We start from the raw sequence: 19,629 nt of genomic DNA, 5'->3' as shown, positions 1-19,629 counted from the left end.
TGTCAGGGCACCATCCATCCGGTCGAACGTCGTTGCATTTTCGGGACCATCCCTTTGCGTGGTGCCGCGCCCGTTTGACCACCGCGGGGATGGTTATGGCAGGCGATCTTTTCGCCAGTTTTTCCCGGGTGTTGAATGTTGTTTCTGGAGTCTGTCTGGCGGGCTGAAGCTGCCAATCTCCCCCTCGTGGGGAGATGCCCGGCAGGGCAGAGGGGGGCGCCAAGGATCGCCAACTTTGTTTGCATCGCAACAGGGTACGAACGCCTCGGCGGATGTCGATGGATTGAGAGGACATCGGGATAGCGCCCCCCTCTGGCTGCCGGCCATCTCCTCCACAAGGGGGAAGATCGGCCGCATGCGGCGCTTGCGCCTCTTCCTCTGGCGCCTGCCATCGCGTATGGCCCGGGGAAATTCTCCCAAGTTCCAATTACCCGGAAACCGCATGATCAGACTTGAAAGCATCAGCAAGCAGAATGGCCGCCAGCTTGTCTTCATCGAAGCGTCGGCGGCGCTGCAGAAAGGCGAGAAGGTCGGCCTGGTCGGGCCCAACGGCGCCGGCAAGACGACGCTGTTTCGCATGATAACCGGGCAGGAGCAGCCCGACGAGGGCCAAGTGCAGGTCGATCGCGGCGTCACCATCGGCTATTTCAGCCAGGATGTCGGCGACATGTCTGGCCACAGTGCCGTCGCCGAGGTGATGAACGGCGCCGGGCCGGTGAGCGACGTGGCGGCCGAAATGGCGGAACTCGAGGCTGCCATGGCCGATCCCGAGCAGGCCGACCGGATGGACGAGATCATCGAGAAATACGGCGAGGCACAGCACCGGTTCGAGGAACTCGACGGCTATGCGCTCGACGGCCGGGCGCGGGAAGTGCTGGACGGTCTGGGCTTCAGCCAGGAAATGATGGACGGCGATGTCGGAAAGCTGTCGGGCGGCTGGAAGATGCGTGTGGCGCTGGCCCGCATTCTTCTCATGCGCCCCGATGTCATGCTGCTCGACGAGCCGAGCAACCATCTGGATCTCGAAAGCCTGATCTGGCTGGAGCAGTTCCTGAAGGGCTATGACGGCGCTCTGCTGATGACCTCGCACGACCGCGAGTTCATGAACCGCATCGTCAACAAGGTGGTCGAAATCGACGCCGGTTCGCTCACCGGTTATTCCGGCAATTACGAATTCTACCAGCAGCAGCGGGCGATCGCCGACAAGCAGCAGCAAGCGCAGTTCGAACGCCAGCAGGCGATGCTGGCCAAGGAGATCGCCTTCATCGAGCGCTTCAAGGCGCGCGCTTCGCATGCGGCACAAGTGCAGAGCCGGGTGAAGAAGCTCGACAAGATCGACCGCGTCGAACCGCCCAAGCGCCGCCAGATCGTCAATTTCGAGTTCCAGCCGGCGCCGCGCTGCGGCGAGGATGTCGTGACGCTGAAGAACGTCCATAAGGGCTATGGCAGCCGCACCATCTATGAGGGGCTGGACTTCCAGGTCCGCCGCCGCGAGCGCTGGTGCATCATGGGCGTCAACGGTGCCGGCAAGTCGACGCTGCTGAAGCTGGTGGCGGGCGCTTCCGAGCCCGACAATGGCACCGTAGCGCGGGGGCCGAGCGTCAAGATGGGCTATTTCGCCCAGCACGCCATGGAGCTCCTGGAGGGCGAGCGCACCGTGTTCCAGACACTGGAGGACAATTTTCCGCAGGCCGGCCAGGCGCCGTTGCGGGCGCTCGCCGGCTGCTTCGGCTTTTCCGGCGACGAGATCGAGAAGAAGTGCCGGGTGCTGTCAGGCGGCGAGAAGGCGCGGCTGGTGATGGCGCTGATGCTGTTCGATCCGCCTAATTTGCTGGTGCTGGACGAGCCGACCAACCACCTCGACATCGCCACCAAGGAGATGCTGATCGCGGCGCTGTCGCAATATGAAGGCACAATGCTGTTCGTCTCGCACGACCGGCACTTTTTGGCGGCGCTGTCGAACCGCGTGCTGGAGCTGACGCCGGAAGGCATCCACACCTATGGCGGCGGCTATACGGAGTATGTCGAGCGCACGGGGCAGGAAGCGCCGGGGCTGCGGAGTTAGGGAGACGGTTGGGAAAGGCTTCGGGATGAGAATTGCAATGCTCGTCGTACCAGCCGCGACATTGGCTGGATGCGTGACGTCTCCGGTCGACTACGAGTCGTCGCTTTCGCAGCAAGACCAGAAATGGGCGTCGCCGGAATGCCAGCAAGCTCGCATGGCTGCTTCAGACTATGACGCTCGCGAAAAAGAGCATCCGGGATGGGGCTTCGGCGTCTTGCTTGGCCCGTACTCATTAGGGCTCGTGGCAGCCGTCAAGGAGCATGAGCAGAAGCAACGAAAATTGTTTTCCCGCGAAGTGCACTTGCGGTGCTCAAGCCTGCCGCTGCCGAAGGAGTTACAAGGCGATCTAGACCCTGCGGGTGCAAATCAGACGAAATATCCCTAGCCACGATCCGCCTCCGAGACGAAGCGGAGGTGCCTGCATGGCTGCTCCCGCTATTCGGGTTCGCCAAACCATCGCCACGCAGCCTGAGCAGCTTCGATTGCAGTTCCCACACAGCCCCACGCAAACAGAAGCGGGCACGACGACGGCCGGGCAACGTGCCGTGCAATTTGCCTCCTCCTACAGGTTCGCTTCGGCGAAGATCCGCGATGCCCAGTCGAGGAAGACGCGAAGGCGCGGCGAGAGCTGCCTGTTCTGCGGGTAAAGCGCCGACAGCGGCGTCGGCGAAGGCGGATAGTCGGCCAGCACCTCGATGAGCGTTCCATCGGCCAGGTCCTTCTCGAAGCGATAGCGCGGCGCCTGGATGAGGCCGAGGCCAAGCCGCGCCAGGTCGGCGGCGGTGTCGGAATTGTTGGCGGCGACGCGGGCTGGCAACCTGACCTCAAGAATTTTTCCGCCCACCGTGAATTCGAAAGCAAGCACCTCGCCGGTTCGCGAGGAGACGAACCCCACCGCCTGATGGCCGTCGAGCGCATCGGGGGAGGCGGGCGTGCCGTGCCGTTCGAGATAGGCCGGACTGGCGCAGGTGATCTCGCGGATCATCGCAAGGCGGCGCATGATCATGCCGCTGTCGGGCGGGTCGCCGACGCGTATCACGCAGTCGACACCTTCGCGCACGAGATCGACCAGCCGGTCGCTTTGGCCGATCTGCAGATCGACGCGGGGATAGCGGGCGAGGAACTCGGGCAGGCGCGGCAACAGGAACGTGCGGGTGAGCAGCGTGCTGGCGTCGATGCGCAGCAGGCCGAACGGTTCGGCATGGCGGAAAACGGCCTCGGCATCCTCGATCTCGGCAAGGATCGACAGGCAGCGCCGGTAGTAGGCTTCGCCGTCCTGCGTGGCGTTCACCTGCCGCGTCGTTCGCTCCAGCAGGCGCGCGCCGAGATGCGCTTCGAGCCGCCGGATCGCTTCCGTCGCGGTCGAACGCGGCAGGCCGAGATCGGCCGCGGCAGCGGTGAAGCTGCGGCGCTCCAGAACGCGGACGAAGAGCCGCATCGTGTCCAGCCGATCCATGGCATTTGTTCGCATTTTACGAATAGTGATGTCAACAGAAGGATGATTATCCGGAACACGGCTCCGCCTATATCCGCGTCACCAACCAAGCGGAGACACGTCCATGACAGATCAAACCAAAGCGGCGATCGTGACCGGCTCTTCCAAGGGCATCGGCGCGGCCATCGCACAGCGGCTCGCCCGCGATGGCGTGGCCGTCGTCGTCAACTATGCACGGGGACGCGCGGAGGCCGAAGAGCTTGTGCGTTCGATCGAAGCCGACGGCGGCAAGGCGATCGCCGTTCAGGCCGATATCGCCTATCCGGCCGGCATCGCGGTGCTTTTCGATGCCGGCGAGAAGGCATTCGGCGGCATCGACATCCTCGTCAACAATGCCGGGATCATCAAGACGTCGCCGATCGCCGAGACCGATGACGCTTCGTTCGATATGCAAATCGCGATCAATCTCGGCGGCGTGTTTCGCGGCATGCGGGAGGGCGCGCGCCGGCTTCGCGACGGCGGGCGCATCATCAATTTTTCCAGCAGCGTCGTCGGCTTCTATCAGCCGGGTTACGGCGTTTACGCCGCCACCAAGGCGGGCGTCGAGGCGATGACCCATATCCTGGCCAAGGAGCTCGGCGCGCGCCGCGTCACCGTCAATGCAGTGGCGCCCGGACCGGTCGAGACCGCCCTGTTCCTGAACGGCAAGAGCGAGGCGCAGATCGAGGCGATCGGCAGACTGATCCCGCTCGGCCGGCTCGGCCGGCCCGACGACATTGCCGGACTGGTCTCATTCCTGGCCGGGCCGGACAGTGCCTGGGTCAACGGCCAAGTCATCCGCGCCAATGGCGGCGCGGTCTGAGCAGGCGGCAGCCAATCCATGACGCATCGGCCCTGCCGGCCTGTTTCATCCCAGATGTAGAAACCCGCAAGAAACAAGGAAACGATCATGCCATTCGCCAACATCAAGATGCCGCAAGCGGCCCTCTCCAAGGCGCAAAAGGAAGACCTCATCCATCGAACGACCGCGATGTTCGTCGATTTTTTCGGCGAAGCCGTCCGGCCCTATACGATGGTGCTGGTGGAGGAAGTCGCCGACGGCGGCTATGGCCGGGCCGACGAAGTGTTTGTCGTGCCGGAAGACTATCGCGCGAAAGAGTAGTGCATGGGCCGAGCTTTGCTTTCCCACCCTCCCCCTTGTGGGGAGGGTCGCTGCGAAGCAGCGGGGTGGGGGTCTGCGTCGCCCATCAATCGGCCTTCTTCTCGCCAATCCAGTCGGCCGCCACTTCGGCGAACAGCCAGTCGCGGAACGCCCGGATCTTTCGCTGGCGCAGTGCGCCTTCGGGATAGACGACGTAGTAGCGCGCGGCGGATTTCAGCGCGGCGTCGAAGGGACGAACCAGCCTGCCTGCCGCCAGGTCGGCCGACACAAGCGCGCTTCGGCCCAGCAGCACGCCTTCGCCATGCACTGCCGCCTCGACCGCGAATGTGGCGGAATCGAAGCGCACACCGCGTTTGGGGTCGACATCGCTAACGCCGGCGTGCTCCAGCCAGGCCGCCCAGTCGATGCGAAAGGCGTCATGGATCAGCTTGTGATGCCGCAGGTCCTCGGGCCGGCGCAGCGGATGTTCACCCTGCAGAAGTTCCGGGCTGCAGACGGGGAAGACCTCTTCGTCGGCGAGAAATTCCGCCGTCACGCCGGTATAGCCACCCTTGCCGTAGCGGATGGCGATGTCGATGCCGTCGCTGACGAAGTCGGCAAGCACGCCGGAGGTGGAGAGCCGCACGTCGATGTCCGTGTTGGCGCGATGGAAGCGGTGCAGCCTCGGCACCAGCCAGCGGCCGGCGAAACCGTCGGATGTGCTGACATTCAGGATCCCCGTCGAGCGGTCGGGCGCAGCCGCGATCGTGGCGGCGGCGATCTGGTCCAGCGCCTTGCCGACCTCCGTCGCGTAAGCCACACCCACGCTGGTCAGGCGCACGGATCTCGTCCCGCGATCGAAAAGCCGGACGCCCAGCCTGTCCTCGATGTTGCGGATGGCCCGACTGATCGCGCCATGGGTGACGTTGAGCTCGTTCGCCGCCTTGGAAAAACTCAGATACCTGGCGGCTGCGTCGAAGGCGGGCAAAGCGGTGAGGGGCGGCAATTTGCGCGGCATTGTCCCTACCTGTGAGTGTTGCTCACAAATCCTGCACAAAGAGTCGTTTGTCGTCCAGTCCGGAATGCCTGATATTTGGCTGCATCGGCGCACTTACATCGTGTTTTCTCTTTCACCGATGCGCTGAACGACCAGAAACAGTGTGAGCAACCGTCATGCTCGTCCCGTTGGGGCGGCGTCGGCACGCTTGCGCCTAGCCGCAGGAGACGAACAATGACCCCCACCCTTGCAACCGTCAGCGCCGCAGTAAGCGGCCTTGCCATTCGAACTTCGGCAGCGTTCGAGCGCCGCCGCATACTAAGCCGCCTTTCACGCTTTTCCGACCGCCGTTTGCAAGACATCGGCCTGGAACGCGACTGGGACGGTTCCATCCTGCGCGGCGGGAGGGCGATATGACCAGCACCCTGATCATCGGCGCGACGGGACTTCTGGGCAGCGAGATGGCGAAGGCCAGCGCGCGCCATGGCGATCGACTGCATGTCCTGGTTCGGCCCGCGACGGCAGGCAATGAAGAGCGGGTGGGTCCGCTGAGAGAGCTCGGCGCCACGGTGCATGTCGGCGATCTGGACGACTACGACAGCCTTGTGCGTGCCGTGGGCCAGGTCGACCGCGTGATCAGCTCGGTGCATGTGGACTCGGCCAGCGAGATGACCCTGGTGCGCGCGGTCAAGGACGCGGGTGTCTCCCGCTTTGTGCCTTCCGCCGGCTTCGGCCTCGATTTTGCCGCCGCCGCACCGGGCTCGATCGCGCCGCTCGACATCAAGAGAGCCGTCTTCGACGCGGTCAAGGCGGCCGATCTTCCCTATACGGTGATCTACACCAATGGCTTCTTTTCGACCTGGGTGGCGACGCTGGGCGACTTGACGCGCTTCGGCTCGCCGGTGCTGCCGCCTGACGAGGTTACGCTCTACGGCGACGGCAATGTGCCGGCTACGTTCGTCAGCGAAAAGGATATCGCCGCTGTGACCATGCGCGCGCTGGACGATCCCGGTGCCGTCCGCCGCGAAATCCGGATCGCCCAGAACAGGATCACCCAAGGCGCGATGATCGACCTGTGGCGCCAGGTGAGCGGACGCTCGCCTCACATCATGCGCCAGAGCGCCGCCGAGCTCGACGCGATGATCGCGGCGGTCCCGGGTCTCGGATTGCTGCGGGCATTCTGGATCCGCGGCGAGACCGCGCTGGAGACGGCCACCCCGGAAGCCGGGACGCTTTATCCGGAGCTGAGATTCGAGACGATCGAAAGTGCCTTTGTGGCGATGGCGGGCGCAACAGGCCAGGGGCGCCGGAGCTGAGGTTGCCACGAGAGCAGAGGGTGCGGCGAACGCGGATTGCGGGGCGGCTGGCGTTCTGTCACGCCCCTCTGTCCTGCGGGACAGAGGGGCGCCGTAGACAGCGGCGGGCGTGATTGGCTTTCCCTGGTGGTTGACCGCGCCGGCCTTCCGGCCGATAGGTCCGCGCACGCCGACCACCCCGAGACCTGCAATGACCGACCTCAAAGATGCAATCGCCCCCGAAACCGATACCACCTGGCAGGACGACGTTCGCGCCGGCATCCGCCATGTCCGCGATCTCGTCTCGCTGCCGCTGTCGCCGGCCGAGCGTGGAGCCGCGCAACAGGCGGCGGAGAACCACAAGGTTCGCATTCCCAAAGCCTATCTCGACCTGATCGACTGGAACGATCCCGCCGATCCGATCCGGGCGCAGGTCATCCCGTCGACGGATGAACTGGTCGAGCAGGAAGGCGAACTCGACGATCCGATCGCCGATCATGAATTCAGCCCGGTGCCTCGGCTGACGCATCGCCATGCCGACCGGGTGCTGTTGTTCCCGACCTATCAATGCGCCGTCTATTGCCGGTTCTGCTTCCGTAAGGAATCGCTGACCTCGATCGGCCGTGGCTATACGCGCGAGGCGCTGGAGCCGGCGCTTGCCTATATCGCTGATCATCCCGAGATCCGCGAGGTGATCTTGACCGGCGGCGATCCGCTCTCGCTGCCGGACAAGGCGCTGGCGGAAATCCGCGCCGGCATCGAGGCGATCCCTCATGTGCGGCTGCTGCGCATCCACACGCGCGTGCCGGTGGCATTGCCTTCGCGCATCACGCCAGAGCTGGTCGCGGCGTTGCAGGGCCGGCTGATGGTCACCGTCGTCACCCATTTCAACCATCCGCGCGAGATCACCGACGCAGCGGAAGCGGCGTGCCGCACCATGCGGCATGCGGGCTTCGTGCTGCTCAACCAGAGCGTCCTGCTCAAGGGCGTCAACGATAGCGTCGAAGTGCTGGAGGAGCTCTGCCGCGAGCTGATGTACCGGCTCGGCGTCAAGCCCTATTACCTGCATCATGGCGACCTCGCGCGCGGCATGGCGCACCGGCGCACCACCATTGCCGAGGGCCAGGCGCTTGCCGGTGCGCTGCGCCGGCTTCTGTCGGGCATCTGCAATCCCACCTATGTCATCGACCTGCCGGATGGCGGCGGCAAGGTGCCGCTCGGGCCTTGTTACGTCGAGGGACACGACGGCGAGACGTGGCGCATTCGCGGGCAGGATGGCGAGGTCCGGACCTATAGGGAGATCGTCGGGGAGGACAGTCGGCGGTCGTGACGTCAGGATGCTTGTTACCGGATAATTGAGCCGCCAGCCTAAGCCGGGCCTTCATCGACAAAGGCCAAAACGACCACACGTGGAGCAACGCAGTATGCAAGGCGCGTCGTGCGGCCCGTCTTTGTCGTCGCGCGGCCTGCGCCGAGGTCCACGGTGATGTCCTCATAGCCCAGGACCTGGCGATCAAATTGAAATATCGCCTTGTAGACGGCTTCCTTGGCTGAGTAGAGGATGCGGCCGGCGAGATGCCGGTCTGCCGCCTCCGCTCGGTCCGCGGGGGTCGCGACGAGCGCTAATATGTCGTCGGGCAAGGGTTGGGCGGGCTCGACGTCGATCCCCAGCGAGCCGATGCTGGAAAGAGGCGCAACGGCAGCCACGGCCATCTCGTCGTCGTGAGCCAGCGAACCGGTCATTCCCTCGGGCCAGACCGGCGCGCCGGACGGTGCGCGCAGAATGGCGAAATCGCTGATGCCCATATCCGCCAGAAGCCCGTGCGCGATCCAGCGCGCGGCACCGCTGGCGCGCCGCATGGCCGGCTGGCGCGCGCGGATGGAACGCGCTTCCCCAGGCAGCAGATGGGCTTCATCGCCCTCGCGGATCGAGCGGCAGCCGATGCGGACACCGTTCGGCGCGATCGCGGCCATGGCCCGCAGCAGGGCTGTTTCGTCGCACGACGTCGCGGTGGAGGAGGCCGGGGGCGTCAACGATCGCCCACCGGCATGACGGCGATCATTTCCCCGTCCTCGTCGAGCCCCTGTTCGAGGAAACCGGCGGCACCATAGAGCTGGCGTACCGCTTCATTCTCCGGTTCGTAGCCGATCGAAACCTGCCTGACATGGCCGAGATTTCCGATCTCACCCAGCACTTCGCGCAGCGCGGCCCTGCCGTAGCCTTTGCCCTGGTGGGCGCGGTCGATCATGAAGCGGTAGATCAGCGCCACGTCTTCCGATGCGTCGTACATCAGGAACCCGACAACCCGATCCCCGGCCATCACAACGCGCGGCCGGGCGTCCTCGTCGGTTTCGGCTTCCGCGAGCGAGTCCGCATTGCTGGCGACGAAATCCATTTGTCCTGGAGCAAGCTTCAGAGCCTCGACCAAAGCCCGGTTGGCCTCGGTCACGGCAACGAGGCGGATTTCTGCGGTCTTCAAGCCGCAGTCCCGGAGCCGGCGTCCGCGACCGGAGTGACGAAGCGATGGAGCTTGGCCGGGTTGCCCCGCCATATGGAGTAGGGCTCCAGCTCCTCGCCTTTCATCACGAAGGCATCGGCATCGGCCACCGAGCCTTCGCCCATCACGACGCCGTAATGGACAAAAGCGGAAGGCCCGAGCGTGCAGCCCTTGCCGATGCGGATGAAATCGGATTTGAACGCGCCTTCTTCCAGCGAATGGGCCTGGATGACGCAGCCCTCGTTGAGGGTGACGTCGTCGCCAATCTCCACCAGCGAACGCTCGGTCAGGTTGCTGCCGCCGTCATAGACCCTCTTGCCCACCTTGACGCCCAGCAGGCGCAGGATCATCGGCCGGAACGGCGTACCGCTGAACAGGCGCACGATGGGCGAATCCGCGAGCTTCCAGTGGCGTTCGTGGCGCCAGAACGCGACGTCGTAGATCGTCGTCATCTGCGGCTTCAGCCTGCCGAAGCCAAGGCTTGCCCGCTCGACCAGTATGTAGAACGGAATGGTGATTGCCGAGGTCAGGAGCACGGCGACGAAGAGGGCTACCTCCGCCCATTCGGTATAGTAGTTCAGCGCCCGGTCCCAGATAGCCAGCGTGACGAACAGCATGGCCCATTGCGTCGCCACGAACAGCAGCACCGTCACCATATTGTGGCGGTTCTTGAGCGGGATGCGCTGGCGCCGGTCGTTCTCGCCGACGCCGGCGATAAGCTCCTTGTCGCGGTTGACCATGCGGGGGATCTCGAAAGCAGGCGAACCGAGGAGCCCGACATTCTCGCGCAGCGGGCCATCGATGGGGATCATCACCTTGGTGCCGAGCAGGCAGTTGTCGCCGGTGCGCCCGTCCGGCGGATAGTAGATGTTGTTGCCGAGATAATTGCGCTCGCCGATCCTCGTGCGCTCGAGCCGGAACGCGGTGGCGGATTTGTGCATGTTGATCATGAACAGCCCGTCCGACACCATGGTCTCGGTGCCGATCTCGCACAGAAGCGGGTTTTCGTGCTGCTGGTTGCTGCCGAAGTTCGAACCGGTCTGCACCACCGTGTTGAGGTTCCAGCCGATGGCCCTGATGTAATGGACGATGGCCGAGCTGTCGCCGAACAGCAGGCCAAGCACCCGCGAATTGCTGGAGAATTCAGCGACGGTCTGGAGCCAGTAGCGGAAGCCGTAGAGCGTGTAGGTGCGGCCTGGCTTCAGCACCAGGCTGATCAAGCGCGGCACCACCGTCGCGGCGAGGAAGGCCGCCGCGATATACCCGAAAAGCGTGACCGTGGTGCCGATCGCCACGACGCCGATCGTCTCCTGATAGTCGTCGCCGACATTCTCCCAGTAGCTGTGGAACAGCAGCGGCAGCGGGGTGACGACGGCAAACAGCCCGATAAGCTGGACGGCTTCGAACAGGAAGCGCCGGACATTGGAAGGGTCTACATTGCGCACCTTGCAATAGTCCGCCGTGGTCGGCACGGCCGGCGATCCATGCCAGTGTTCGCCATCGGGGATACTTTGCCCGCGCTGCAGCGAGGACGAATGGCCGAGCTGGCCGCCGTCGCCGATGCTGGTGTCGATATCAAGCGTACAGCCGACACCGACGAAGGCATTGCGGCCGATGGTCAGCGGCCCCGTATGGATATAGCCGGACTGGGCGCGGTAGCCGAGGATCATCGATTCCTTGCGCAGGATCGTGTTGGCACCGATTGAAATGAGATCGGTGCAAACCGGCACGGAACGGGATTCGATGACAGCGTTCTTCCCGATCCTGGTGCCGAGAAGCTGCAGGTAGACGCTATAGAGCGGGCTGCCGCGGAACAGCACGACCGGCGCGGTGCGGATCAAGGTTTTCACGACCCAGAAGCGATAGTAGCGCAGGCCCCAGATGGGAAACGCTTCGGCCTTCCAGCGGCCGACCAGCACCCATTTGGCAAGGACGGCAAAACCCGACATGCCGAAGAACACGCCCGCCGAGAGCACCACGCAACGCAGATAGAGCTGAAGCGGGTCGTCGAGCGCTTCATACATCCAGTTGAGGCCGTCGTTGATCGCCCATAACGAGCCATAGCTGTAGAGCCCGTAGAACAGGAGCTGCGCGGTGCCGCAGGTCCAGTAGGCAAGATTCGAGGCTTGGCGGGTGAGGACAGGCTCGTTGGTGGCCGTCGTCATCTCTTCCGGCACGCTCAGGTGCTTGGCCAGGAGCGCCACGGTCGGATAAAGGTAGATGTCGCGCATTGACGCGGTCGCCCATTCCTTCCTGGTGCGCACGCGCGCGCAGAAATGGGCCATCAGCAGCGAATTGGCGCCGAGATCGTCGAAGAAATTGTCCTCGACCGACACCGCGTCGAATTTCAGCACCGTGGCCAGCGCGCCCGCCAGGAAACGCTCGTCGTCATTGCCGGGCGGCACCATCGTGCCCTCGGCCGAAACCCGGACGCTTGTCGGCTTGGGAAGCTGGCGAAGGTCGGCCTTGTTGGAGACAGTCATCGGGATCGCCGGCAATTCCTCGAGGTAGGACGGCACCATGTAGTCCGGCAGGCGGCGCTTCAGCTCGCGGGCGAGATCGGCGCGCGAGATCGGCGGCAGTCCGGTCCTGGGCGCGTAGTAGGCGACCAGTTCCACGCGGCCGGGCTCGATCTCCCAGGTGGTGACGGCGGCCTGCGCGATCGCGGGCTGGTCCATCAGCACCGCCTCGATCTCGCCGAGTTCGATGCGGTATCCGCGGATCTTCACCTGGGTGTCTATGCGCCCGCGATACTCGATCTCGCCGTCGTCGTTGATCAGGCCAAGGTCGCCCGTCCGGTAAATGCGCCGCGACGGATTGTTCGGCAGGTCGAGGAAATCGGCGATGAATTTCTGTTCGGTCAGGTCGGGCCTGTTGAGATAACCCACCGCCAAGCCGATGCCGGCGATGCCGATTTCGCCCAATTCGCCGGGTTCGGCCAGCGCTGGGACCGAAGGGTCGAGAATGACGATCGAATAGGTGGGCAGCGGCGCGCCGATGGTCACCGGCATATCGGGCGTGAGCATGCCCATGGTGGCCGTGACGGTCGCCTCGGTAGGGCCATAGGTATTGAGGATCCGCCGCCCCGGCCGCGACCAGCGCACCACCAGATTGTGCGGGCAGGCTTCGCCGCCCACCAGCAGCATGCGCAGGCTCGGTACGTCGCTTTCGATTGAGGACAGCAGGGTCGGGCTGCAGGCCATGCAGGTCACTTCATTGTGCCGCAGGAAATCGGCGAGTTCCTCGCCAACGAGGGTCAGCGGGCCAGGCGCCGGCACGACGGTCGCACCGGCGGCGAACGGCACCCATATCTCCTCGGCGGAAAAGTCGAAGGCGATGGTCATGCCCTGGTAGACGCGATCGCCCGGCCGGTATCCGTAGGATGCGGCGGCGACGCGTATGAAGTTGACAAAGCTCTGATGGCTGATGGCCACGCCTTTCGGCCGGCCGGTGGTGCCCGAGGTGTAGAGGATGTAGCAGGTGTCGTCGGGCGGCGCCCCGTTTTCGCGCAGCGGCGCGTCGGGCTGCGCCGAGATCTCGGCGGCGGCCGTGTCGATCAGCACATGGGGAACGGGCAGTTCCTGGGCGCGGGACGCATAGGCGGCGAGCGTGACGACCAGCTCCACATTGGCGTCTTCGATGATGAGCGTCATCCGCTCCGCGGGAAATGCGGTGGCGAGCGGCACGAAGGCCGCTCCTGCCTTCATCACCGCGAGCAGCGCGACATAAGTGTCGGCGGAACGGTCCAGAAGCAGCGCCACCCTGCCGCCCGGCCGCACGCCGCGCTCGACCAGCAGGCGGGCGAACTGGTTGGCCCGCCGGTCCAGTTCGCGATAGGTCCAGACGCGTCCTTCGCAGATCACCGCAGGTGCGGACGCAAATGTCTGCGCGAGCTGTTCGAAGACCATGTCGAGGCGCTCGCCGGGTTGACCTTGCCCGGCGAAATCGGCGCCCTTCAGTATCTGGCTGCGCGCGATGGCCCGCGGCGCGACCTTTGCAAGTGCATCGACGCTGTCCAGGCCGCCCCGCGTGGGCTCTCTGCCCGATCTTGCGACTTCCCTGTCCAGTTCGGCGATATCGACACCGTGATCCATGTCCAAAACTTTCTCATCCTGGCCTGGCCAGGCACATTTCGATCATCCCGCCTCGCCGGCAGGCATTTGTCGCCGCCGCTACGATTTGACCGTTGTTGATGAAGGCGGAATGACTGGCGCTTCCAAAAAGGAAGAACCCGGATTCCGACGGCGATGACTGGCTTTGCGCGGCGCCGGTGTTACAAAGTCGGCCGCTCCGTGTTCACCTGTTCGGGAGCATGGGCGCGGGGTAGGGGCAGGAGCACCGATCCGGCGCTGCTGGCGGCGAGCGACATGCCGAGCAGGGCGCCCATCCAACCGTTCGAACCTCGTTGCATTGCCGGCACCACCCCGTTCGCCTGTGCCGCGGCCGTTTTTTCAAGCCGCCGCGGGATGATTATGCCATCCCATCTTTTCGCCAGTTTTTCCCAACTGTTGAATTTTGTTTCTGGAGTGTGTCTGGGCTCTCTTCTCGCCTCTCCGTTTGCCGGCCTTTCGGGGGAGCCGCGGCGCGCATTACCTCCTCTTTGGCGGGTCGAAACGTCGGGAGTGCGCCGTTCCCCCTCGCGGTTTCGGCTTTGCCGTCGGTTGCAGCGTTTGCCCCTCGCTTGCCCGGAACCAGCCTTGATACTCCGCATTCTATAAGCAAGGGCTCAAGGAGCGTGGCGTGAGAGCGATTTTGGGACTGGTCTGCGGCTTCGTGTTGACCCTTGCGGTCTTCGGCAGCGGCCTGGTCTTCGCGGCCTGGCTGCTTGCCGCCAAGCCGGCCCACCAGGCAAGGCCAACCGTCAGCGTGGCGGAACTGTGGACCAAGAAGGCGCGGCCGGTGGACAAGGCGGCACAGAAGTTGCAGCGGGTGCCGGCCGAGCAGCCCGCGCCATCCGATATCGCCCCCAAGGTGCAGCCGGCGGCGCCCGACCCCACGGTGACCGGCTCGGTGGCCTCAGCGGCCGAACAGGCCGAACTGCCGGCTACCCATGTCCGGTGGTGCGCCGACCGCTACCGTTCCTACCGCCCGGACGACAACAGCTATCTCTCCTACAGCGGGCAGCAGCGCCCCTGCATCTCGCCCTATTTCGAGGCCGCCGACCGCGTCGCGCAGCCACCCGCCGCCAGCTACGTCGAGGACAACGAACCGGGCTTGGGCAACTATGCTGCCACGGACGACGGCGCTTCCGCCGACCACATCGACTATTGCTTCAGTCGCTATCGCTCCTACCGGCCGGAAGACAACAGCTACCAGCCATATTCCGGCGGACCCAGGCGCCAGTGCCAGTAGGCGCCAGTGCCAGTAGACGGCCGGCTTGCATGGCGCCTCGTCGCCCTTTCCAGCGGCCGGCGAGCGATCACGCAGAATGTTTGGATCGTTCGGATCGGCGGCGCGTTCATTCCTGACGCAAGGGAGGAATGAAGATGGACAACGACAGGGAAGACAAGATTCGTGAGCGCGCATACCAGATCTGGGAACGCGAAGGCGGCATTCACGGCGATCCCGAGCGGCACTGGCACCAGGCCGAGGCCGAGATCGACCGCGAGGCGGCGTTGCCGCTGACGGCCGGCGATGCGCTGCCCCGCGAGATCGCCAGCTCCGACGTGCTGACGGTCGAGGAACTGGCGGTGCGCACCGGCATATCGGGCGACGAGGCGCAGGAACTGCTCGACCGACTGGGCAACGACCGCGCCGCGATCGAGCAAGCCGCACGCAATCTCGCGACCAAAAGGCGGCGAACTCCCGATGAGGGACAAGCAAAATGATCCGAAAACTCAAGGACGGAAAATACCGCCTTTATTCGCGCAAGAAGGACGAAAAGACGGGGAAGCGGCGGAATTGGGCACGTTCGATACGCGCGAAGCGGCGGAGAAGCATGAGCGGGAGGTGCAGTATTTCAAGGGGCGGTGATGGGCTAACCTGCCGTACTTGGCGTTAGCGATAGCGATACACGACACGGCATCGCCGCCACCTAGAGACAACAGCAAATCCATTTGGAGGGCTCATTCTCTGCATCATTCTCGGATGGGAGCTTTGCGCCCATCTCGGTCATTACGGCAGGCTTGGCCGCCTGCGAAAGCGCACATTGCTCGTGAAGACCGTGAGGGCGCGACTTGCGGCAGAAGCAGACATCGCAGGCTAGTGGCTGCGCAAAGACGCGAGCCAGGTACTGTCAATCAAGCGCTCGGCATGTAACAGTGCTTGCTAATGTACGATGGCAGTTGGGGAAGGATGCCGCTCAACCTTTGGCGGAATGTTCCTTCGGGGGAAAGACCGACATGCAGAACTCAGTGGAAATCGACCTTACTAGCCGACTCGAATCCGCCAACCGGTACATTGCCGAGCTGGAAATCGCCAAAGCGACTGCGTCAATTGAACTTGACCATCTTTCTGCTGAAAACAAGCATCTGCTCATGCATGCGGAGGAACGCACAAAGGAACTGGCCATACTCAACAGCGTCGGCGAGGCGATGGCGAAGACGCTGAATGTCAAGACAGTGACCCGCATCGTCGGCGATAAAGTGCGCGAAATGTTCGGGGCGGACATCACTGAAATCCTGTTGCGTGATGGGATATCCGACAAGATCACTGTCCCATATTCATTCTATCGGGACTATGTAGAGGTGGAGCCTTTTACCATGGGTGGAGGCCTTACCTCCAAGGTCATCTTATCGGGAAAGCCGTTGATCATCGGAACTTTCGAGCAGGCCCTTGGGTTGGGTGTCATTGCGCTCACCGAAGATGAGCGAGCTGAATCCTACATAGGGGTGCCGATCATCGCCGGAGACAGAACTCTGGGCGTCGTGAGCGTGCAGAGTTACCAGAAGAATGCATTCAGCGAAGATCATGTGCGTCTGCTGCAAGGGCTCTCCTCCAGCGTGGGCGTTGCAATCGCCAACGCCCGCCTTTTCGACGAAACCCAGCGACTGCTGAAAGTGACTGAGGACCGCGCAAAGGAACTGGCCATCCTCAATAGCGTCGGCGAGGCGATGGCGAAAACGCTGAATGTCAAGACAGTGACCCGCATCGTCGGTGACAAGGTGCGCGAAATATTTGGCACAGACGTTACTGAGATTCTGTTGCGCGATGAATCATCTGATCTGATCTCCGTGCCCTATGCGTTCTACAAGGATTATCAGGACCCTGAACCATTTGCGATGGGCGAAGGACTGACCTCCAAGGTGATACTGTCTGGCAAACCCCTGGTTTTGGGCTCGAACGAGCAACACATCGAGTTGGGCGCTCTCATGCCTACGGAGGAGGACAGGACCGAATCCTACCTGGCTGTGCCGATCATCGCCGGAGACAAAATTCTGGGCGTTGTCAGCGTACAGAGCTACGAGAAGAATGTCTTCAATGAAGATCATGTGCGTCTGTTGCAGGGACTCTCATCGGGCATGGGCGTCGCCATAGCCAACGCCCACCTTTTCGACGAAACCCAGCGACTACTGAAGGTGACAGAGGACCGCGCAAAGGAACTGGCCATTCTCAACAGCGTCGGCGAGGCGATGACGAAGTCGCTGAATCTGGACACGGTTATTCGCCTCGTGGGCGACAAAGTGCGAGAGGCCTTCGGCACAGAGGTCAGTGAAATTCTGTTACACGATAGTGAGTCCGGCCTGGTCCATGTCCCTTATGCCTACTTTAGGAAGTACCGAGTCATCGAGCCATTTCCAATAGGCATAGGAGTGTCGTCGAAAATCATCGCAACAGGTAAGCCATTGGTCTTTTGCACTCGGGAGGAAGGAATAGAGCTTGGCGCTTATTTTCCCAACGAAGTGGATAGAACCGCATCTTACATAGGCGTGCCGATCAACTCCGGTGAAAGAACACTGGGTGTCGTCAGTGTACAGAGCTACCGGAAGAATGCCTTCGACGAAAACCACGTTCGCCTGCTGCAGACGGTCGCCTCCAACATGGGCGTTGCCATTGCCAATGCCCGCCTGTTCGACGAGACTCAGCGTCTCCTTAAGGTGACAGAAGCCCGCGCCGCCGAGCTGAGCGCCATCAGCACCGTCAGCCAAGCGCTCATCGCCGAGTCGGAACTCGAAAGCACGATCCAGTTGATCGGCAACCAGATGCAGGAAATCTTCGACGCCGATATCGTCTACGTCGCTCTGCTTGACCCGGAAACCAACCTAATCCATTTTCCCTATCAGTTTGGCGAGGCCTTCACCACGCTCACCCTTGGCGAAGGGCTGACAAGCAAGATCATAGAGACTGGCGAGCCGCTGCTCATCAACCAGGATGTGGCAGAACGCGGCGCTCAGATCGGGGCGACCCCCGTCGGCAAGGATGCCTTGTCCTACCTCGGCGTTCCGATCAAAACGGCGCAAGGAACGCTTGGAGTTATCAGCGTTCAGAGTACTACGCGGGAGGGCATTTTTACCGATGACTCGCTCCGCTTGCTTTCTACCATTGCAGCCAACGCCGGCGCTGCCCTTCATAACGCGCAGCTATTCACCGAACTCAAACTGCTGTCCCTTGCGCTGCAACAGGCAAAGGAGGCGGCCGAGGCGGCAAATGAGGCGAAGAGTTCTTTTCTGGCGACGATGAGCCACGAAATCCGCACGCCAATGAACGGCGTGATCGGAATGAGCAACTTGCTGCTTGGTACAAACCTTGACGCTGAACAACGGGAGATTAGCGAGACCATCAGCCACAGCGGCGAAGCACTGCTAACGATTATCAATGACATACTCGATTTCTCCAAAGTTGAGGCCGGCAAGCTGGAGCTCGATCCAAGGCCCTTCGAACTGCGGGAATGCCTTGAGAGCGCAATTGACCTGGTAGCCTCCAAGACCGCGGAGAAGGGGCTCGACCTAGCGTACCTGGTGGAGCCCGGTACGCCTGACGGGATTGTCGCAGACAGCACCAGACTGCGGCAGATTTTGCTCAATTTCCTCAACAATGCTGTGAAATTCACCGAACGGGGTGAAATTGTACTATCGGTGACAAAAGTTCTGCCCGGAGCTGAGGGCGCGGGGATAGCCCACCGCGGAAGCGAAAAGGGCTTGTGCACCCTGCAGTTTGCAGTACGCGATACCGGTATCGGTATTCCCGAGGACCGATTGGATCGCTTGTTCAAGTCCTTCAGCCAGGTCGATGCTTCGACGACGCGGCGCTATGGCGGAACCGGACTAGGGTTGGCGATTAGCAAACGCCTGGCAGAACTGATGGGTGGGGAGGTATGGGTGGAAAGTGTTGAAGGGTCGGGTACGACATTCTTCTTCACGATCCGCGCTGCCGTTGCGCCCGCTCCCAGGCAAGCGCAAATGTCTGTGGCTAAAGTTGAACTCGCGGGTAAGCGGTTGCTGATCGTTGACGACAACGCAACCAACCGGCGCATCTTGTCTCTGCAGGCCCAATCCTGGGCAATGGTACCACACACAACTGAATCGCCTCTCGACGCATTGAGGAGGATTTCAAGCGGCGAAAATTATGACGCCCTCGTGCTCGACATGAACATGCCCGAGATGGACGGCATAGAACTGGCCAAACGATTACGTGGGCTTGGTCAAAGCGGTGACCTTCCACTGATATTGCTGAGTTCCCTCGTGCCCCTTGATGAGAGAAACAGGGCGGATATTGAGAGTATCAAATTTGCGGCCATGCTTCCTAAGCCGATCAAGCCCTCGCCACTCCTCAATGCTTTCATGTCGGTCTTTGCCGAGGCTTCGACGCGTTCGACCAAGCCTGATCAACCCAAGGGGCCATTCCTCGATAGCGAAATGGCGACAAAATTGCCGCTTCGGATCCTGCTGGTTGATGACAACATCACCAATCGGAAGATTGGCTCCAAGGTGCTTGAACGGCTTGGCTACAAGGTAGATTTGGCGGTGGATGGAGAGACGGCGATTTCGTCATTCGCCAAGGGACAACACGATGTCATCCTGATGGATATCGAGATGCCGGACATGGACGGCCTCGAAGCCACAAGGTTGATCCGCTCATCAGGCTCCGGGGATTCGCTGCAGCCTTTCATCGTGGCGCTTACCGCCAATGCAATAGCCGGGGACCGCGAGCGGTACCTGGAAGCTGGAATGGATGATTACCTAAGCAAGCCGCTGCGAGTGGAGGAGTTGGTCGCCTCGCTGAAACGCGCGCCCAAGCACAACTGACGACAAAGGTCTGG

General features: G+C 62.7%; 16 protein-coding genes. 11 read left to right on the top strand and 5 right to left on the bottom strand.

Annotation, left to right across the window (positions count from 1 at the left end; translation table 11 throughout):
* Positions 1 to 442 precede the first annotated feature (442 nt).
* Together NKI49_RS06305 and NKI49_RS06300 are read left to right on the top strand one after the other, a co-directional pair.
* A complete protein-coding gene (locus NKI49_RS06305) occupies positions 443 to 2,065 on the top strand; it encodes an ABC-F family ATP-binding cassette domain-containing protein (RefSeq protein ID WP_352601610.1) in 1,623 nt (540 codons plus the stop codon).
* A 25-nt stretch (positions 2,066 to 2,090) separates the two neighbouring features.
* Complete coding sequence (locus NKI49_RS06300) at positions 2,091 to 2,450, top strand: hypothetical protein (RefSeq protein WP_352601608.1); 360 nt, start codon at positions 2,091 to 2,093, stop codon at positions 2,448 to 2,450.
* A gap of 177 nt (positions 2,451 to 2,627) precedes the next feature.
* Here NKI49_RS06300 and NKI49_RS06295 read toward each other — a convergent pair whose 3' ends face one another.
* Positions 2,628 to 3,521, bottom strand: a complete 894-nt coding sequence (locus tag NKI49_RS06295; protein WP_352601606.1) for a LysR family transcriptional regulator — start codon at positions 3,519 to 3,521, stop codon at positions 2,628 to 2,630.
* A 103-nt stretch (positions 3,522 to 3,624) separates the two neighbouring features.
* Here NKI49_RS06295 and NKI49_RS06290 point away from each other — a divergent pair, with 103 nt between their 5' ends.
* On the top strand, positions 3,625 to 4,362 hold the full coding sequence (locus tag NKI49_RS06290) for an SDR family oxidoreductase (protein ID WP_352601604.1): 738 nt from the start codon (positions 3,625 to 3,627) through the stop codon (positions 4,360 to 4,362).
* Between the two features lie 87 nt (positions 4,363 to 4,449).
* Positions 4,450 to 4,662 carry a tautomerase family protein gene (locus NKI49_RS06285; RefSeq protein ID WP_352601602.1) on the top strand — a complete coding sequence of 71 codons (213 nt, stop codon included), beginning with the start codon at positions 4,450 to 4,452 and terminating at the stop codon, positions 4,660 to 4,662.
* An 85-nt stretch (positions 4,663 to 4,747) separates the two neighbouring features.
* Here NKI49_RS06285 and gcvA read toward each other — a convergent pair whose 3' ends face one another.
* Positions 4,748 to 5,659, bottom strand: a complete 912-nt coding sequence (gene gcvA, locus NKI49_RS06280; RefSeq protein WP_352601599.1) for a transcriptional regulator GcvA — start codon at positions 5,657 to 5,659, stop codon at positions 4,748 to 4,750.
* A 213-nt stretch (positions 5,660 to 5,872) separates the two neighbouring features.
* Between gcvA and NKI49_RS06275 the strand changes: the two genes are divergently transcribed.
* From NKI49_RS06275 to NKI49_RS06265, 3 genes are all read left to right on the top strand, one after another.
* Positions 5,873 to 6,055, top strand: a complete 183-nt coding sequence (locus NKI49_RS06275) for a DUF1127 domain-containing protein (protein ID WP_352601597.1) — start codon at positions 5,873 to 5,875, stop codon at positions 6,053 to 6,055.
* Entirely contained in the window at positions 6,052 to 6,954 is a 903-nt protein-coding gene (locus NKI49_RS06270; protein WP_352601595.1) for an NmrA family NAD(P)-binding protein, read from the top strand. Before NKI49_RS06275 ends, NKI49_RS06270 begins: the two co-directional genes overlap by 4 nt.
* A gap of 190 nt (positions 6,955 to 7,144) precedes the next feature.
* The gene (locus NKI49_RS06265; protein WP_352601593.1) at positions 7,145 to 8,263 is read left to right on the top strand and encodes a KamA family radical SAM protein; all 1,119 of its coding nucleotides are present in this window, start codon (positions 7,145 to 7,147) and stop codon (positions 8,261 to 8,263) included.
* Positions 8,264 to 8,301: 38 nt separating this feature from the next.
* On the opposite strand, the gene NKI49_RS06260 is transcribed toward NKI49_RS06265, so the two are convergent.
* From NKI49_RS06260 to NKI49_RS06250, 3 genes are read right to left on the bottom strand one after another with little or no spacing between them, the layout of a single operon-like run.
* Positions 8,302 to 8,967 carry a 4'-phosphopantetheinyl transferase family protein gene (locus NKI49_RS06260; RefSeq protein WP_352601591.1) on the bottom strand — a complete coding sequence of 222 codons (666 nt, stop codon included), beginning with the start codon at positions 8,965 to 8,967 and terminating at the stop codon, positions 8,302 to 8,304.
* A complete protein-coding gene (locus NKI49_RS06255; protein ID WP_352601589.1) occupies positions 8,964 to 9,413 on the bottom strand; it encodes a GNAT family N-acetyltransferase in 450 nt (149 codons plus the stop codon). Before NKI49_RS06255 ends, NKI49_RS06260 begins: the two co-directional genes overlap by 4 nt.
* Positions 9,410 to 13,525: a Pls/PosA family non-ribosomal peptide synthetase gene (locus NKI49_RS06250; RefSeq protein WP_352601587.1), complete on the bottom strand. Its 4,116-nt coding sequence runs from the start codon at positions 13,523 to 13,525 to the stop codon at positions 9,410 to 9,412. The genes NKI49_RS06255 and NKI49_RS06250 overlap by 4 nt, the downstream gene beginning before the upstream one ends.
* A gap of 646 nt (positions 13,526 to 14,171) precedes the next feature.
* Between NKI49_RS06250 and NKI49_RS06245 the strand changes: the two genes are divergently transcribed.
* The 4 genes from NKI49_RS06245 (at position 14,172) to NKI49_RS06230 (ending at position 19,615) form a co-directional block, all read left to right on the top strand.
* Positions 14,172 to 14,783 (top strand): BA14K family protein, encoded by a 612-nt coding sequence (locus NKI49_RS06245; RefSeq protein WP_352601585.1) that lies wholly within the window; start codon positions 14,172 to 14,174, stop codon positions 14,781 to 14,783.
* Positions 14,784 to 14,917: 134 nt separating this feature from the next.
* On the top strand, positions 14,918 to 15,259 hold the full coding sequence (locus tag NKI49_RS06240) for a DUF2934 domain-containing protein (RefSeq protein WP_352601583.1): 342 nt from the start codon (positions 14,918 to 14,920) through the stop codon (positions 15,257 to 15,259).
* Complete coding sequence (locus NKI49_RS06235; protein ID WP_352601784.1) at positions 15,240 to 15,404, top strand: hypothetical protein; 165 nt, start codon at positions 15,240 to 15,242, stop codon at positions 15,402 to 15,404. The genes NKI49_RS06240 and NKI49_RS06235 overlap by 20 nt, the downstream gene beginning before the upstream one ends.
* A 368-nt stretch (positions 15,405 to 15,772) precedes the next feature.
* Complete coding sequence (locus NKI49_RS06230) at positions 15,773 to 19,615, top strand: GAF domain-containing protein (RefSeq protein WP_352601581.1); 3,843 nt, start codon at positions 15,773 to 15,775, stop codon at positions 19,613 to 19,615.
* The last annotated feature ends 14 nt before the right edge of the window (positions 19,616 to 19,629 follow it).

Origin of the sequence: Mesorhizobium sp. M0587 (assembly GCF_040320945.1) — a bacterium.
In the GTDB taxonomy this organism is placed as follows: domain Bacteria; phylum Pseudomonadota; class Alphaproteobacteria; order Rhizobiales; family Rhizobiaceae; genus Mesorhizobium.
Note: the sequence above shows the minus strand (reverse complement) of the source record. Positions and strands in the feature narration are given on the sequence as shown.